Source organism: Pseudomonas floridensis (genome assembly GCF_002087235.1).
GTDB lineage: Bacteria > Pseudomonadota > Gammaproteobacteria > Pseudomonadales > Pseudomonadaceae > Aquipseudomonas > Aquipseudomonas floridensis.
This window is the reverse complement of the sequence record NZ_MUIO01000004.1, coordinates 55,498-70,776: the sequence shown is the minus strand read 5'-3', so window position 1 is coordinate 70,776 and position 15,279 is coordinate 55,498. Positions and strand designations below refer to the sequence as shown.

Sequence of the window (15,279 nt, the reverse complement as noted above, 5' to 3'; positions counted from 1 at the left end):
TTCGGCAGCATCGGCAGCGGTCTGGCGATCGAGGCGAAGAAGCGTTACGGCTGATGCTCATGCCCGCGCTCTGCGTCATACCCAAACGCACGCAGAGCGCAAGGTTATCCGCCCCCGCTAGACCAGCCCCTCTTTCTGCAGCTCGCTCTTCAGATAGGCGTAGTAGATCGGGCCTGCCACCACACCCGGCAGGCCAAATGCCGCTTCGAACAGCAGCATCGCCAGCAGCAACTCCCAGGACTTGGCATTGATCTGCCCGCCGACGATCCGCGCATTGAGGAAGTATTCGACCTTGTGGATCACGATCAGGTAACCCAGCGCCGCGAGTGCGACCCAGATCGAGATCGACATGCCGACGATGAAGATCAGCGTGTTCGACATCAGGTTGCCCACCACCGGCAACAGCCCGAGGAGGAAGGTCATGATGATCAGGGTCTTGGTCAGCGGCAGATGAATCCCGCACAGCGGCAGCACGATGGCCAGAAACACCGAGGTGAAGGCGGTGTTAAGCAGGGAAATCTTGATCTGGGCGAACACGATGTTGCGAAATGCGCGACTGACCAGATAGAGCCGGTCGAACAGTGCAGCCGCCAGCGGCTTGCGAACGTGGCCGTCGGAGATGCGTTGCAAGGCAATGATCGCGCCCAGCACCATGCCGATCAGCATGGTCACGAACATGTGCGCCGCGCCTTTGCCGATCAGTTGCAGTTCACCGACATGCTTCTGCAGCCACTGCCCCAGCGACACCTGAAATTCGGCGGCACTGGCCGGCAGATAAGCGTCAATGAATGGCGGCAACTGACCCCGCGCGCGGTCGACCAGGGTCATGAACTTGTCCAGCGAGGCGCCGGGGTTTTCCGCCTCGTGCAGAACAAAGCTGATCGCCCCGGCAAAGATAAGCGTCAACAGACTCACGACGATGGTGCCCAGCAGCGCAACCGCCAGCCATCTGGCCCGTTCGCCGGAGATGAGCTTTTGCAGCTTGGGGGTCAGCATGTTGACCAGTTCGAACACGAGCAGACCGGCCAACAGACTTGGCAGCAGCTTGAAAGGCAAGACCAGCAGCAAACCGCCAAACACGAGAATCCAGCTGGCGATTAACACCTGACGCGCAGAAAACGTTGGCATAGACCCTCAAAGGGCGGCACGAAGAGGTGGGCAGTCTGCCAGCCTTCGCAGCCGAGAACCAGTCACCCTCAAGCCGGAAAAAGCGCGGCTCAGCCATCTATTCGATGGCCGGAGTGATAATGGCGCGCAAGTGCAGTGTTTACTGCACCTGCGCGGGTGGCGCGGTTCAGCGCCCGTTGCCGGAAAATTATTTCTTCTTGAGACAATCGCTCATGAAACTCTTGCGCGCATCGCCCTTGAGCGCCTGAGTGGAAGCCGTCGCATTGCAGGTTTTCATTTTTTCCTGCTGGGTGGCTGCCGGAGCGGGAGCGGCTTTCAGGCAGGTGCTCATGAATGCCTTACGCTCGTCACCTTTGAGCGACTTGGCGCTGGCGTCGGCGTTACAGGTGGTCATCTTGTTCTGCTGCGCCGTAGCGGCAAAACCCTGAGCGGAAAACATCAGGCCAACGAGCAATAAAGGAATACCGATTTTCTTCATCGTTCGACTCTCCAGGTACGCTGTACCGGTCGGTACAGGCGTGGAATCAGTGTAGTCAAGATGTTGCCAATTATGAGCGCGCCACGATTGGCATTCACATGAAACAGGCGGATAGTTGCGCCTCGTTTACCAGTCGGCTTTCCCATGCAATACGCTTTCCCTCTGCTCACTATCCTGATCTGGGCGGTCAACACCGTCATCACCAAAGCGGCATCCGGACTGATCTTCCCCTCCGAAATAGGGTTCTATCGCTGGCTGCTGGCGGGGCTGCTGTTCACGCCATTCATGCTCAGGCCGGTGTGTAAAAACCGCGCCGCGATCAGGCCGCTACTGGGCAAGATCGTGGTTCTGGGCGCACTCGGCATGGCGGTTTATCAGAGCCTGGCGTACTTTGCGGCGGGCATGACAACGGCCACCAATATGGGGATCATCCAGTCGCTGGTGCCGATCATGGCGCTCGGGCTGTCCATCGCCTGTCTGGGTACGCGCCTGACCTACGGCGCACTGCTGGGCGCAGTGATCTCGTTTTCGGGAGTGATCGTGGTGGTTGCCGCGGGCAATCTGCAAGGGCTTATCGAACAAGGCGTCAATCGGGGCGACGCGATCGTACTGGTCGCTGCCGCAGCCTACGCGGTGTACAGCATGCTGTTGAAGAAATGGCAATTACGCCTGCCGCCTCTGCACTTGCTGTATATGCAGATTCTGGTCGCGATCGTGGTGCTGTTTCCGTTGTTCATTCTTTCGCCGCAGACCGGCTTGAACGCCAGCAATATCCCGCTGGTGCTGTACGCCGCGATCCCGACATCAATGCTCGCGCCCTGGCTGTGGATGACCTCGATCATGAGACTGGGCCCCAGCCGGACCACGCTGTTTTTCAACCTGATGCCAATTGCCACGGCATTGATTGCTGCCGTGGCGCTTGGCGAACAACTGGCGCTTTATCACCTGTATGGCGGCGCGCTGACCCTGTGCGGCGTGATCCTCGCAGAACGCTGGAAAACCCCGCTGCTGCTCAGGAAAGATTAGGCCGTCGCGCTGCCTTCACTGCCCTCCACACTGTGGATCGATACATCCGTAATGCCGGCCGCATGAGGCATGCCGGCGTCCGGCAGTTCATCCAGCTCGACGTGATGCTTCAGCGCCAGTTCATGCACGATCTCGATGATCGGCACGTCCAGGTCCTCGATGACATCCACATGGTGCTCACCCAGCAGGGTGTACTCGATTTCATACAGTTCTTTATCGCCCATCGCATCACTTCCTGGCCGTCACACTGGATCGGCTGATTACGAATTACTGCCTGATTGAGTTATAGGCCGGCAGCCTTGAGGCGCGCGGCATGTTCCATGAACAGGCGCACCGGATGCGCGCCTTTGCCGACCAGCCCGAAGGTCTGGTTGACGATGTCGAAATGGTCGAGCGCAAAGTCATCCCCGATGACCGTACCCAGGTGCGAACTGAAACGCCCGACCATGCCATCAGATTGACCTCGCTCTTTCCTGAACGTGCGAGCGAATATTCGACAGGTCACGTTGGTGCCATCGATCAGGTTGCGTCCGCGGTTGGTAATGCCCGGTTTTAGGATTCCGGACCAAGAGTAATAGCGCACGCCGTTGACCAGTTCTTCGCCATTCCCGCCCCAGATTACGGGCAGTCCCTGCGGATACTGCTTGTTGAAGAGTGCCACCCCGGTGGTGGTCAGGGATTGATGCGAGGCGGTGATGTCCATCGGCAGTTTCGGTCCGCGATAACCGGTTTCGAAAGCGACGATCGCCCAGGCCAGCAGCCCTATCACGGCGTTGACTACCTTGCCGCCCAGCGTGCCCGGCGGATAATGCCGTTCCAGATAGTCGGCCAGCTCGGAACCATAATTGGGACCCGCCACCGAGGTGACGGACGCCACCAGATCGGGCCGTCTGGCCGCGACGTAACGCACGGTCAGTGCGCCCTGGCTGTGGCCGATCAGATTCACCTTGGCCACGCCGGTCTCGCGAACGATCTGCTCGATGACCTTGAGCAACTGCTCGCCGCGTATCTCGGTCGAGTTAACCCCGGACACCATGACCGGAATGACCGTCGCTCCGCCGCGTTCAAGCGCTTTGACGATGCCGAACCAGTAGGGATACACCAGCAACCGCACAAACCCTAACAAGCCTGGTACCAGCAACAATGGATAACGCGTCGCCTGTTCATGCGCCATGTAGATCTCCTTGTGCTGAAACGAGTTAATTAAGCCTTTTCAACCTTAGCGGTGTTTTTGGGCAAGGCAGAGCAACACGACCGCCAGAGGTGCTGCCTTATCGCCATCTTTTTTCGAACTCTTGCGTCTCTCCCTCGCTCCAAGCTGCAACGGGCCAAGACCGGCTCTGACATGTGGAGCAATAAAGATGTACAACAAAATCCTCGCAGCAACCTTTGTACTGGCGACGATGGCAGGCTGCAGCAACACAACCGTGCAAAACCCGGTGGATTACGTCACCTATCGCAACGAGCCATTGGTCAAGCAGGTCGAGAACGGCATGACCCGCCAGCAGGTCCTGACCATCGGCGGTGAGCCTTCTTCCACCATCGACCGCAAGGTCAACACCGGCACATGCAATAACTACGTCATGGCCAAAGACGGGCACAAACAGGTCTACCACGTCAGCTTCAACAGCGACGGCCGCGTGACCAACAAGGGTTTCATGACGTGCGAACAGCGCGAAGCGAACGAACGCGCGATGTAATACAAGATGTAACTTTATACAGGAAGCCTGACGCGCAATACGTCGGGCTTCTCTGCATTTAACTTAAATATTTAAACGTGTGCTAAACATCATTACTTATTTAACTATTTCACCTTGAAAACAATATAAAACCCTGTTGTCATGCGCGCTCATCAGAAACTAACTCACTTGCATCCCCGTGTACCAAGGAGAGGTAACCATGGCTGTCGACGCTTTTATTCAGATCGTAGACATCCCTGGCGAGGCGCTGGACGAAAAGTACAGTAAATAGATTGAAATCACGGGCTACAACTTCGGCGTCAACCAGAGCACCAATGCATCTGCCAGCTCTTCAGGCGGGGCTTCATCCGGCCGGACCACCATGACCAACTTCACCTTTACCAAATACCTGGACAGCGTCAGCTGCAAGCTGATGGAAGCCAGTTGCGCAGGCCAGTACCTCAAGGAAGTGAAGCGGGTGCTGTGTCGTGCAGGCACAGACAAGCTCAAGTACTACGAAGTCGTGCTTGAGGAAGTCATCATCGCCGACTACACGCAAAGCGCGAGCTATGGTGTGCCGATGGAGATCATCCAGCTCAATTATGGCCGCATCAAAACCACCTATACCCAGCAAAAACGCAGCGATGGTGCTGGCGGTAAATACTGATCATCCCAGCAACTACAGCGATCACCTTACTTTCCTGTATGCTAACCCTAAGAATTTTAGGCTATCTTTATGGATTCTAAAAAACAACCAGAACACAACTAAAAAATTCATTGACTTTATTTTAGCCACGACACCTGCGATGAAGGAATTGCTGGCATCACCCAGATCACTAACCACTGAATGAGCCCTCTTACCCCATGAGTTACTCAAACTAAAAACAACAACTCTTGAGCCAGACCTAATAGGGATTTTTATATTTACTGCTATGCGATTCACAGTGAGCGCATCACTCTCCGCGGCACATCAATACGTTAATGCCTTTGAGTCTCACCTCTCGAACTGCAAGCTCATTAAAGACAACAAAGCCACTCATAAAAAACCCGGATTCGTCGGCAAGGTCATACGGTACGGATTGATTTACATATTCCTGATATTCCCGAGTTTGGGGGCAAGGCGAGGGGTCATCGACGTAGAGGAAGCGAAACGCGTCCCTAAAAGCTAAAATACCTGCTTTTCATCCCTTGGACCTCACGCATCATCGTACTGATTTCAATAATCTGGTTCACGCATGTTGTCATGCCACGCACGTAACCTTCTGATCATTCCGATTGCGATAGAATGCCTGCTTGTGTCCTGCCTGATCGCGCTTCGCATCATAGCAATGTCGGCATGAGAACACGCACCAGGGTTAGAACCTATCCGAGCCGAATTGCCGCGCTCCAGATATCTCCAGAGCGCAGCACCAAGGCCCAGCAGCAGGCCGACTCTTCAGAACACCAGCTTGAACAACGCAATCACTACGATCAGGCCGATCAGAAAAATGATGCCGACGGTGCTTCCCAGAAACTTGAGCATGTGAATCTCCACGATTGAATAGGTCTCAAGGTTGGGACCGCGCCGTTTCACGCTCGTTTCTTATATTTTTTACACCGCTGTAGAAGCATGAAAGCTGCAAAATCGGATAAAACTTTCTCGTCGCTCGTCACTCACAACCTTTGATGATCTTGCCGCGCAACACACAGAGCGAGACACAAAACCTGATGAACCTGGAGATAACCCATGATTTCTGCACCACAGCTATCCGATGTAAGCAGCCTGCGCCAGCGTGCGCGCCAGAACGTTGAGAATGGTGCGGTCACTGAAGGCTACAACGCTGATCGCGAAACAGTCCTGCGTCTGCTCAATGAGTCGTTGGCAACCGAACTGGTCTGCGTATTGCGCTACAAGCGTCACTACTACATGGCCACCGGCCTGAAGGCCAGCGTTGCAGCATCCGAGTTTCTGGAGCACGCGCAGCAGGAAGCCGAGCATGCCGACAAGCTGGCCGAGCGTATCGTGCAACTGGGCGGCGAGCCGGAGTTCAACCCCGACACCCTGTCGAAAAACTCCCACGCGCAGTACGTGGCAGGCACAACGCTGAAAGAAATGGTCTACGAAGATCTGGTCGCCGAGCGCATTGCGGTCGACAGCTATCGCGAAATCATTCAGTACATCGGCGATACCGACCCAACCACTCGTCGCATCTTCGAAGAAATCCTCGCGCAGGAAGAAGAGCACGCCGACGACATGGCGGACATCCTGAACGACCTGTAATTCGGGACTGCAAGCCAAAGCCAGGATCTTCATCCTGGCTTTTTTGTGAGCGCGATTCCTTGATTGAGGCGTCCTGAACGGCAGCCGTTTATTTGACGGTTTTTGGTGCCTTGCCTGAACGCATCTGCTCCAGCAACGGCCCGCACTGGTTCGGCTCGTTGTCACCGGTGGCGATCAGGGCAAGCAAGCCTGCCGCTGGCCCGACGGTTGCGCCGAGCAGGACCATACCGGCACCACGCAACAACAGCGGACCCGATTGCACACCTGCGTTGGGTTTGGCGAAAGGCCCGTTGACGTAAAGCGGCGAGCGCAGCGAAAACACCCGGAAACCTTTGGATTCAGGGTTGATCTGCAGGTCAAGTTGCTCTGTCTTGAGGTTGGCCGTGCCGTTGATGTAGATGATGGCATTCTCGGTATCGAAGACAAACAGGCGACTGGTCGCCAGCCCGTCCTTGATGCCGAAGTCGGACGCGGCACAGTTGATCTTCACGTCCTTGTCGCCGAACAGTTTACCGACCACGTAATTGCCTACGTTGAGCCCGGCGATTTCCATCAGGCCACGGCTGATCGCTCCGTCGTTGACCAGCATCTTCATCTCGCCATTGGCAGTGCCCAGCAAGGCTGAAATCGAATTGCCACGACCACTGATATCGGCATCACCGTTCAGCTCACCGAAGCTGGTCTTCATGGGCTCGAAGGTCGGGAACAATTGCTTGAGCTTGAAGTTGCGCGCCGATAGTTTTGCCCGGCCTTGCAGCGGACGGTTACGCCCGTCGAGGCGAATATCTGCATCGAGCTTGCCGCCCGCCACACCGAAACGCAGCGGCTCCAGGCTAAGCTGGCCGTCGTTCAGAATGAGGTGCGTGTAAAGGTCGGTAAACGGCAGGTCCGGACTCTGGACGATGCGTTTGCCGGTGAACTCGACATCAGCGTCCATGGCGCGCCAGCGCTCAGTCTGGAACTCCTCGACCGGCAGTACCTTGCCTGCTGGCTGCTTGCTCTCGCCGCCACGCTTTTTCTGGGCGGCATTGGAGTCGGCACCGATCAGCGGCGCCAGGTCGCTGAACAACAACTGATCGGACACCAGCACGCCTGTCAGTTTGGGCCGAGGCTGACTGGCGACGTAGCCCAGGTCACCGTGAATATCGCTTTTGCCGATCTTGCCGTTGAATTTCTCGTAACTGAAACTCGCACCCGCCGGATCATGCAGTTTGGCGATCAGGCGGCCGTCCGTTGAATAGGCGGGCGAGTCGGGCAGCGTGACGCCGGTCAGCGGATAGAGGTTACTCAGGCTGGCGCCGGACAGTTTCAAACGCAGGTCCAGCGCGCCCAGATTCTGCGGATCGGTCACGGTCCCGGCGATGGCCGCATGCGTATCACCCACCTTCACGTCGGCCTGCACCGGGAAGGGCTGAGTGGCTTCTTTCAAAGCCAGCAAGCCACCCATTTTGCCTGTGCCATTCAGTTGCTGACCGTGATACTGACCTTTGACGGCCAGCCCGAACGCATAGTCCTGAGGCACAGCGCCCTTGTCCTGTGCCTTTTTGGCTTCTTTGCTGCCAACGATGTCGCCGAACGGGATGGGTTTGCCGAGCATGTCGATCACCACATCCAGCTGGGTATCGAGGGTCTGATCGTTGAAACCGACCAGCCCCTTGTCGAACTTGATCGCGCCGATGTCCAGAACCCATTTCGACGGCTCGGCGTTAGGGTCTGACTTGGGCAGGTCGAACACCCAGTTGGCACGGCCGTCGGCCAGACGTTCCAGCTTCGCTTTAGGCCCTGTCAGGTCAATGCGCGGGATAACCACTTGCTGAGCCAGCAACGGCAGCAGCGACAGACGAAACTCGACCTGCTTGAGGGTGACCATCTGCGGCTGCTTCGACCACTCGGGGTTGCCCAACGTCAGGTCTTGAGCGACGAAATGCGGTGAAGGCACCCACGCCCGCCAGCCGCCCAGTTCAGGCTCTCGCGACCAGCGTACGGCCAGATCGCCGTTGATGGCGAACGGGCGATGCAGCGCTTCGCTGACTTTTTCATTGAGGGTGGGTTTGATGCGATTCCAGTCGAACGTGACGATCACAATGACCAACACGGCCAGTACCACCAATAAGGTGGCTCCGGTCCACGCGAAAATCCTACGGCTGCGCGTCATGCATGACTCTCCAGAAAACAGCGCCCCTGCCTTGGTGCACTGAATACGACATGCCCGTTCGACTGACAAAAGTCGCGAGGGTTTGATTGGATTGGGCAAATAAGCCGCGAGCCGTTGAGTTACGCGGCTGTGACTCAATCATTTTGGTTGATTCCCACCATCATCTTTATGAACTTCTTTACATACAAGCCCGGCGTCATAGTGCACGCCTACACCCTCTTCCGCTCTTTCGAGGAGCACAACCATGAAACCCCATCTGTTATTGAGCCTGTTTCTGTCCCTTTTCGCAGCGACTGTCTACGCGGCGCCGATGCAAGACCGCGAGCAACGGCTGGCTGAAAACGGCCCGGACCGCCTGGTCCAGCAATATCAGCGCGTTTGATTCAGTCACCGGCCTGAAAAGCCCTTCGACGCAGACAAAGCGCATTTGATAAAGTGCGACGCAGTCTAATTCCAGAATCGTCCGAGCCATGCTGCCCCGCGCCGAACAGAAACAACAGACCCGAAGAGCCTTGCTGGACGCCGCCCACCAGTTAATGGAGAGCGGCCGCGGTTTTGGCAGTCTGAGCCTGCGCGAAGTGGCGCGTACTGCGGGCATCGTGCCGACCGGCTTCTATCGCCATTTCGAAGATATGGATCAGCTCGGCCTGGTGCTGGTCAGTGAGGTCGGTCAGACCTTTCGCGAAACCATCCGCCTGGTCCGGCACAACGAGTTCGCGATGGGCGGCCTGATCCGTGCGTCGGTGCAGATCTTTCTGGAACGTGTGGCGGCCAATCGCTCGCAGTTCCTGTTTCTGGCACGCGAGCAATACGGCGGCTCGCTCAAGGTGCGTCAGGCCTTGGGCGCACTGCGCGAAGGCATCAGCGCCGACCTGACGGCGGATCTGGCCAAAATGCCCAAATGGAAGCACCTCAACGCCGAATCGCTGTCGATCATCGCCGACCTGGTGGTTAAAAGCGTGTTCGCGATGCTGCCGGAACTGATCGACCCGCCACCGGCCTCCCTCGCACCACACCTGACACCGCAGGCCAAGATCACCCAGCAGTTGCGCTTCATCTTCATCGGCGCCCGGCACTGGCGCGGATTGGGCAATCACGACTGACGAGCGTGAGTCACGGTCTTTAATTACCCCTTCGATGCACCTTTTTCGCGGACACGTCCGCTCCCACGAGCACGCACCCGACAAGCGCACCAAGATAGAGCGCTCATCGCTATAAGCACCAAAACAGCACACACATTACGTTCGTCGACTGCGTTCTGTCAGCCATTTCCCACGCACTGCACTGTTGGCAAGCCCCTTGCTCTGCTTTGAGGCATCGTAATTGGCTGGAAGCTTTCTGATGCTGGTGATTCACAACCGAATCGAACCCCAGGCCGAATGGGCCGCTGAGCTGCACTTGAACTTCGAGGCGCGCAGCAAGAGTCGCTTGCGCTGCTTCAGTGCAGATAACGAAGACGTCGGACTGTTTCTGCAGCGCGGACAATCGCCCCTGCGCGACGGCGAGTTCCTGCAGGCCGAGGACGGCCGGGTGGTTCGGGTCTGCGCCCGTCCGGAAAAACTGATGCACGTCACCTGCAGCAGCACCTTCGAATTGACCCGTGCGGCCTATCACCTGGGTAACCGCCACGTCGCCCTGCAAGTGGGTGACGGCTGGCTGCGCCTGCTCGACGACTATGTGCTCAAAGCCATGCTCGACCAGCTGGGTGCTACCACCGAAATCATCGAAGCGCCGTTCCAGCCTGAACATGGCGCCTACGGAGGTGGTCATCATCATTCACGCGCCGGTGAGGAAGATTTCAACTACCCGCCGCGCATGCATCAGTTCGGCGTACGTACGTGAACAGCGCCTGGGCGCTTTTGCGTCTGGCCAGTCCGCAACTGCCGATTGGCGGCTACAGCTATTCGCAGGGACTGGAAATGGCCGTGGAGCAGGCCATCGTAACCAATCTGCAGACCGCAAGTCGCTGGATCGGTGATCAGTTGCTGCTCAATCTGGCGCGCTTCGAAGCACCCTTGCTGCTGGCCCACTGTCAGGCGGCAGCCGACGAAGACTGGGGGCAACTGCTGCAGGTCAGCGAGCAGCATCGCGCCAGTCGCGAAACCCGCGAGCTGCATCTGGAAAGCCGGCAGATGGGTTACTCCCTGCAACAACTGCTCAATGGCCTGCCGGAACTGGACCGCTGCGCCCGGCGCTTTCTGGAACAGACCGCCGAACCGCACCTGGCGCTAGGCTGGGCACTGGCCGCACGCGCCTGGCGGATCAGTCCGCAGGATGCCCTGGCTGCCTGGCTCTGGAGCTGGCTGGAAAACCAGCTGGCCGTGCTGATGAAGACCCTGCCGCTCGGGCAACAGGCCGCCCAGCGCCTGACCAGCGAACTGCTGCCGTTGCTGCAGCAGACGCAGGCCAGCGCCACCGCACACGATATTCGCCATCTCGGCAGCGCGACCTTCGGGCTGTCGCTGGCGAGCATGGCCCACGAACGGCAATACAGCCGGTTATTCCGGTCCTGATCACTCATCATGGAGAACTCAATGAACAGCCAACCCCTGCGCGTCGGCATCGGTGGCCCGGTCGGTTCAGGCAAGACAGCCCTGACCCTGGCGCTGTGTCTGGCGTTGCGTGACCGCTACAACCTGGCCGTCGTGACCAACGACATCTACACCCGTGAAGACGCAGACTTTCTGGTGCGTAACGAAGCGCTCGCGCCCGAACGCATCATCGGCGTGGAAACCGGCGGCTGTCCGCACACCGCGATCCGCGAAGACGCGTCGATCAATCTGGAAGCGGTCGATCAGCTCAACCGTCGATTCGAGGGCCTGGACCTGATCATCGTCGAATCCGGTGGCGACAACCTGTCGGCAACCTTCAGTCCGGAGCTGTCCGACCTGACCATCTACGTGATCGACGTTTCGGCCGGCGACAAGCTGCCGCGCAAAGGCGGTCCGGGGATCTGCAAGTCCGACCTGCTGGTCATCAACAAGATCGACCTGGCGCCACTGGTGGGCGCCTCGCTCGAGATGATGGACAGCGACACGCGGCGGATGCGCGGTGAAAAACCGTTCGTGTTCAGCAATCAGAAAACCGGCCAGGGTCTGGAACAGATCATTGCCTTCATTGAACGCCAGGGGCTGCTGAACGCGGCTGCCTGATTTTCCTACTGCAAGGAACCCCTCGATGAACTACAAAAAAGTCCTCGGTGCCCTCACCCTGCTGCTGATTCCAACCCTGGCACTGGCGCATCCCGGTCACGGCGATAACGGACTGATCGCCGGTATCAGCCACCCGATTGGCGGCCTCGACCACTTGCTGGCGATGCTGGCCGTCGGTCTGTGGGCCGCGCAGCAACAGGGCGCTGCGCGCTGGGCGCTGCCGTGCACCTTCGTCGGCACCATGCTGATCGGCGGTGTGCTGGGCTTCGAAGGCCTGAACCTGCCTGCGCTGGAGAACGGCATTGCCGCCTCGGTACTGGCGCTGGGCCTGGCCGTGGCGTTGGCCGTTCGTCCACCGCTGGCGCTGGCCGTCGCCGCCACCGCGCTGTTTGCGCTGTTCCACGGCGTAGCGCATGGCCTTGAGCTGCCGGACATGTCCAGCCCATGGGCCTACGCCGCAGGTTTCGTGGCCGCCACTGCCGCGCTGCATGCTGCCGGTTACGCCGTCGTTCGCGTACTGCCGCAGGCCGCAGCGCCACTGGTACGTCTCGCTGGCGCTGCTTCGGCCGCCACCGGCGCATGGCTGCTGGCTGGCTGATACCTGACCGATCACAACCGTGCGAGCGCATTAACAAAAGCAGGAGAGAGCCGGCGCAATGCCGCTCGCTCCTGTTTATGGGGAGGCAGATTTGTGCGGCAATCCTGCTAACATGTCGCGCATCTCGATACAGCCGCGACGACAGCCGATGCCCCACGCTTCCAGCTCCACTCCCACGCCAGACATGACCTCGGTCTTTGCCGCTTTGCAGGCGCATTTCCTGCGGGTCATCGTGCCGCTCTGGCAGGGGCCCGGCTGGAACGCACAACTGGCGCTGCCTTACGAAGCCCTCGACGCCAATCATCAACCGCTGCCACCGCAACGCTACCGGGCAATGGCCTGTGCGCGGCAGCTGTTCCTGTTCTCCAGCCTGATCGATCACCCTGATGTGCCGCAAGCCGCTGCACGCGCCGGTGCACTATTTCGCTCGTTGCAACAGCATTTCCACGACGGCGAACATGGCGGCTGGTTCTACAGCATCGATCCGCAGGGTAATCCGCTGGATCGCCGCAAAGACCTCTATACCCACGCGTTCATCATCTTCGCCTGCGCGCATTACTGGGCGAAGGCAAAAGACCCGCTCGCGGAATCAGTGCTCAATGCGGCGCTCAGTGTGGTCGCCGAACGTTTTACCGACGGCACTGGCCTGTACGAAGCGCAACTGGATCAAGACTGGTCGGCACTGGGCACGGGTCCTTTACAGAACCCGTTGATGCATCTGGCCGAAGCCTTTCTGGCAACGTTGTCGGTGCGCGCCGACCCGGCGACCCAGTCGGCGATGGACGCATTGGCCGTCAACATGCAGCAGCGCTTTGTGGATAAAACGACCGGCGTGATGCTGGAGAAACCGCTGGGCGCTGTGGATAACTGGTATGAGCCGGGGCATCAGTTCGAGTGGTTCTTCCTGCTGGAATCTTCACCCGAGATGCACGGCAGGCCGCTGCACACCTCAATGACCCGCGCCTTTGCGTATGCCCAGGCACAGGGCGTCGATCCGCAGAATGGCGCAGTCACGGCGATGTTGACACTGGACGGCAAGGTACTCGACGGCACCCAGCGCATCTGGGCGCAGGCCGAGTATCTGCGTGCGATGGCGCTGCGTCCGGCGTGCGAATCCAGCCTGAGCGGGCAACTGACCGCGTTCGAGCAGCGCTTTCTGCACGGCGCGGGCTGGTACGAGTGCATCGACACTGACGGCACCGTCAGCCGCAGCGACATGCCGTCGACCACGCCTTACCATCTGGCGACCTGTTACATTGGGCTGGCGGACTACCAGGAAAACCGCTTCGTCACGGCCTTCCCGCCGCCTGCGCCCGAACGAGGTTGATCAGCCGCGATTGCGGTCGATCGCAAAGCCTGCCCAGGTCTGACTGACCGGCATCAATTCCAGGCTGTTGATGTTGACGTGCGCCGGCGTGTTCATGATCCAGAAGATCGTGTCGGCGATGTCTTGCGGCTGGATCGGTTCTGCACCGGCATAGGTCGCATCGTACCTGGCCTGATCACCGCCAAAACGCACCAGCGAGAACTCGCTTTCGCACAGTCCGGGCTCCAGGTTGGTCACCCGCACGCCGGTGCCGATCAGGTCGTTACGCAGATTGAGCGAGAACTGACCCACGAACGCCTTGGTGCCGCCATACACGTTGCCGCCCGGATACGGGTAGTTGCCCGCGACCGAGCCCAGATTGACGATGCTGGCGCCGCGACCGTGAGCAATCAGCCGAGGCAACAGCAGGCGCGTGGTGTAAACCAGGCCTTTGACGTTGGTGTCGATCATGGTGTCCCAGTCATCCAGATCGCACTTGGGTGCAGGATCGATCCCAAGCGCCAGCCCGGCGTTGTTGATCAGGCCACGAATCGTCGCGAAGTCTTCCGGCAGTTCGGCGATGGCGCTTTCCATGGCTGTACGGTCGCGCACATCCAGGACCAGCGTGTGAACCTTGGTCTGCTTCGATAGCTCGGCGCTCAACGCATCCAGGCGGTCCTTGCGGCGGCCGGTCAACACCAGCGACCAGCCTGCCTCGGCAAAGCGGCGAGCGCACGCCTCTCCAAATCCGGATGTAGCGCCTGTAATGAATACGGTGGAAGTCATCTCGTTCTCCTGAACATGGCGCAGCCTGCGGATGTATAAGCCGCAGCCTGTTACTCGATAAAGTCAAAAAGGAAGAATGCCCGTCACCGACGCTCCGGAGCAAGCCTGGGGATAAATCGCCCACCCCTGTCGCGCCGCTGTACAAAAAATGCACAACTTCAGCAAAGCCATATGCAGCAAGGCCTGTGAGCAGTTTTGCCCACGTTATCCACAGTCAGACCCACAAACTCTGGGGGCAACTCTGCAAGCCTGCACAACACGTAAACCGGGGCCTGCAGCACGCCTTGCAACGTTTTTCCCTTGACTTTGAAAGGCATGCCGACACGACGTTTATCTGCCGGTGTAGCCATGATGGCCTACAGCCCAGTCCCGATGCCGCCTACCCCACTCTTTCCAATGCTTGCCCACAGACTTATCCACAGGTTGTGGCCCTCGATAAACTGTATGAACAACCAGCTCTCGACCTGTTGACAAATGGCCTGAAAGAACGCCTGAAAATGACTGTACGATTATTGAACACCTCGCTACAGCCCTTGTATATAAAGGGCTGTAGCTAAATACTCCCAAGTTATTAACAGTCGGATCCACAGTAAACCTGAACAAGTCGAAACCGTGACAAAACAAGCATTTGCAGCGGTTTTATGTCGCACTTGCGGCCCGCGTCAAAATTGTTTTCCACAATTCTGAAAAACGATGGCCCCAGGTGCATGA

General features: G+C 58.4%; 17 protein-coding genes and 1 pseudogene. 11 read left to right on the top strand and 7 right to left on the bottom strand.

The features are described from left to right. Window positions 1-117: 117 nt before the first annotated feature. Entirely contained in the window at window positions 118-1,128 is a 1,011-nt protein-coding gene (locus BZK31_RS01845; RefSeq protein WP_083181048.1) for an AI-2E family transporter, read from the bottom strand. A 187-nt stretch (window positions 1,129-1,315) separates the two neighbouring features. Continuing rightward, window positions 1,316-1,606, bottom strand: coding sequence for a PsiF family protein (locus BZK31_RS01840; RefSeq protein ID WP_083181047.1), 291 nt, complete (start codon window positions 1,604-1,606; stop codon window positions 1,316-1,318). Between the two features lie 144 nt (window positions 1,607-1,750). On the opposite strand from BZK31_RS01840, the gene BZK31_RS01835 reads away from it, so the two are divergent. Next, the gene (locus BZK31_RS01835; protein ID WP_083181046.1) at window positions 1,751-2,632 is read left to right on the top strand and encodes a DMT family transporter; all 882 of its coding nucleotides are present in this window, start codon (window positions 1,751-1,753) and stop codon (window positions 2,630-2,632) included. Here the strand turns inward: BZK31_RS01835 and BZK31_RS01830 are convergent. Together BZK31_RS01830 and BZK31_RS01825 are read right to left on the bottom strand one after the other, a co-directional pair. Next, entirely contained in the window at window positions 2,629-2,856 is a 228-nt protein-coding gene (locus tag BZK31_RS01830; protein ID WP_083181045.1) for a hypothetical protein, read from the bottom strand. The genes BZK31_RS01835 and BZK31_RS01830 overlap by 4 nt on opposite strands. 59 nt (window positions 2,857-2,915) lie before the next feature. After that, a complete protein-coding gene (locus BZK31_RS01825) occupies window positions 2,916-3,806 on the bottom strand; it encodes an alpha/beta hydrolase (protein ID WP_083181044.1) in 891 nt (296 codons plus the stop codon). 187 nt (window positions 3,807-3,993) lie between these two features. On the opposite strand from BZK31_RS01825, the gene osmE reads away from it, so the two are divergent. Together osmE and BZK31_RS01815 are read left to right on the top strand one after the other, a co-directional pair. Then, window positions 3,994-4,332 carry an osmotically-inducible lipoprotein OsmE gene (osmE, locus tag BZK31_RS01820; RefSeq protein WP_083181043.1) on the top strand — a complete coding sequence of 113 codons (339 nt, stop codon included), beginning with the start codon at window positions 3,994-3,996 and terminating at the stop codon, window positions 4,330-4,332. 199 nt (window positions 4,333-4,531) lie between these two features. Continuing rightward, a pseudogene (locus BZK31_RS01815) lies at window positions 4,532-4,978 on the top strand (Hcp family type VI secretion system effector). Between the two features lie 768 nt (window positions 4,979-5,746). Here BZK31_RS01815 and BZK31_RS29360 read toward each other — a convergent pair. Beyond that, on the bottom strand, window positions 5,747-5,884 hold the full coding sequence (locus tag BZK31_RS29360; protein ID WP_157900689.1) for a small membrane protein YohP: 138 nt from the start codon (window positions 5,882-5,884) through the stop codon (window positions 5,747-5,749). 153 nt (window positions 5,885-6,037) lie between these two features. Between BZK31_RS29360 and BZK31_RS01805 the strand changes: the two genes are divergently transcribed. Then, on the top strand, window positions 6,038-6,571 hold the full coding sequence (locus BZK31_RS01805; protein WP_083181042.1) for a ferritin-like domain-containing protein: 534 nt from the start codon (window positions 6,038-6,040) through the stop codon (window positions 6,569-6,571). An 88-nt stretch (window positions 6,572-6,659) separates the two neighbouring features. Here BZK31_RS01805 and BZK31_RS01800 read toward each other — a convergent pair whose 3' ends face one another. Further along, window positions 6,660-8,726, bottom strand: a complete 2,067-nt coding sequence (locus BZK31_RS01800) for an AsmA family protein (RefSeq protein WP_083181041.1) — start codon at window positions 8,724-8,726, stop codon at window positions 6,660-6,662. 244 nt (window positions 8,727-8,970) lie between these two features. Here BZK31_RS01800 and BZK31_RS29355 point away from each other — a divergent pair, with 244 nt between their 5' ends. From BZK31_RS29355 to BZK31_RS01770, 7 genes are all read left to right on the top strand, one after another. Continuing rightward, complete coding sequence (locus tag BZK31_RS29355) at window positions 8,971-9,108, top strand: hypothetical protein (protein WP_157900688.1); 138 nt, start codon at window positions 8,971-8,973, stop codon at window positions 9,106-9,108. Between the two features lie 88 nt (window positions 9,109-9,196). After that, entirely contained in the window at window positions 9,197-9,829 is a 633-nt protein-coding gene (locus BZK31_RS01795) for a TetR family transcriptional regulator (RefSeq protein ID WP_083181040.1), read from the top strand. A 238-nt stretch (window positions 9,830-10,067) separates the two neighbouring features. Next, complete coding sequence (gene ureE, locus BZK31_RS01790) at window positions 10,068-10,568, top strand: urease accessory protein UreE (RefSeq protein WP_083181039.1); 501 nt, start codon at window positions 10,068-10,070, stop codon at window positions 10,566-10,568. Then, on the top strand, window positions 10,565-11,239 hold the full coding sequence (locus BZK31_RS01785) for an urease accessory protein UreF (protein WP_083181038.1): 675 nt from the start codon (window positions 10,565-10,567) through the stop codon (window positions 11,237-11,239). Before ureE ends, BZK31_RS01785 begins: the two co-directional genes overlap by 4 nt. Window positions 11,240-11,260: 21 nt before the next feature. Next, on the top strand, window positions 11,261-11,878 hold the full coding sequence (gene ureG, locus BZK31_RS01780) for an urease accessory protein UreG (protein WP_003347890.1): 618 nt from the start codon (window positions 11,261-11,263) through the stop codon (window positions 11,876-11,878). A gap of 25 nt (window positions 11,879-11,903) precedes the next feature. Beyond that, window positions 11,904-12,476, top strand: a complete 573-nt coding sequence (locus BZK31_RS01775; RefSeq protein ID WP_083181037.1) for a HupE/UreJ family protein — start codon at window positions 11,904-11,906, stop codon at window positions 12,474-12,476. A gap of 112 nt (window positions 12,477-12,588) precedes the next feature. Next, window positions 12,589-13,803, top strand: coding sequence for an AGE family epimerase/isomerase (locus BZK31_RS01770; protein WP_083181051.1), 1,215 nt, complete (start codon window positions 12,589-12,591; stop codon window positions 13,801-13,803). Here the strand turns inward: BZK31_RS01770 and BZK31_RS01765 are convergent, their stop codons facing one another. After that, complete coding sequence (locus BZK31_RS01765; protein ID WP_083181036.1) at window positions 13,804-14,568, bottom strand: SDR family oxidoreductase; 765 nt, start codon at window positions 14,566-14,568, stop codon at window positions 13,804-13,806. Between the last annotated feature and the right edge of the window lie 711 nt (window positions 14,569-15,279).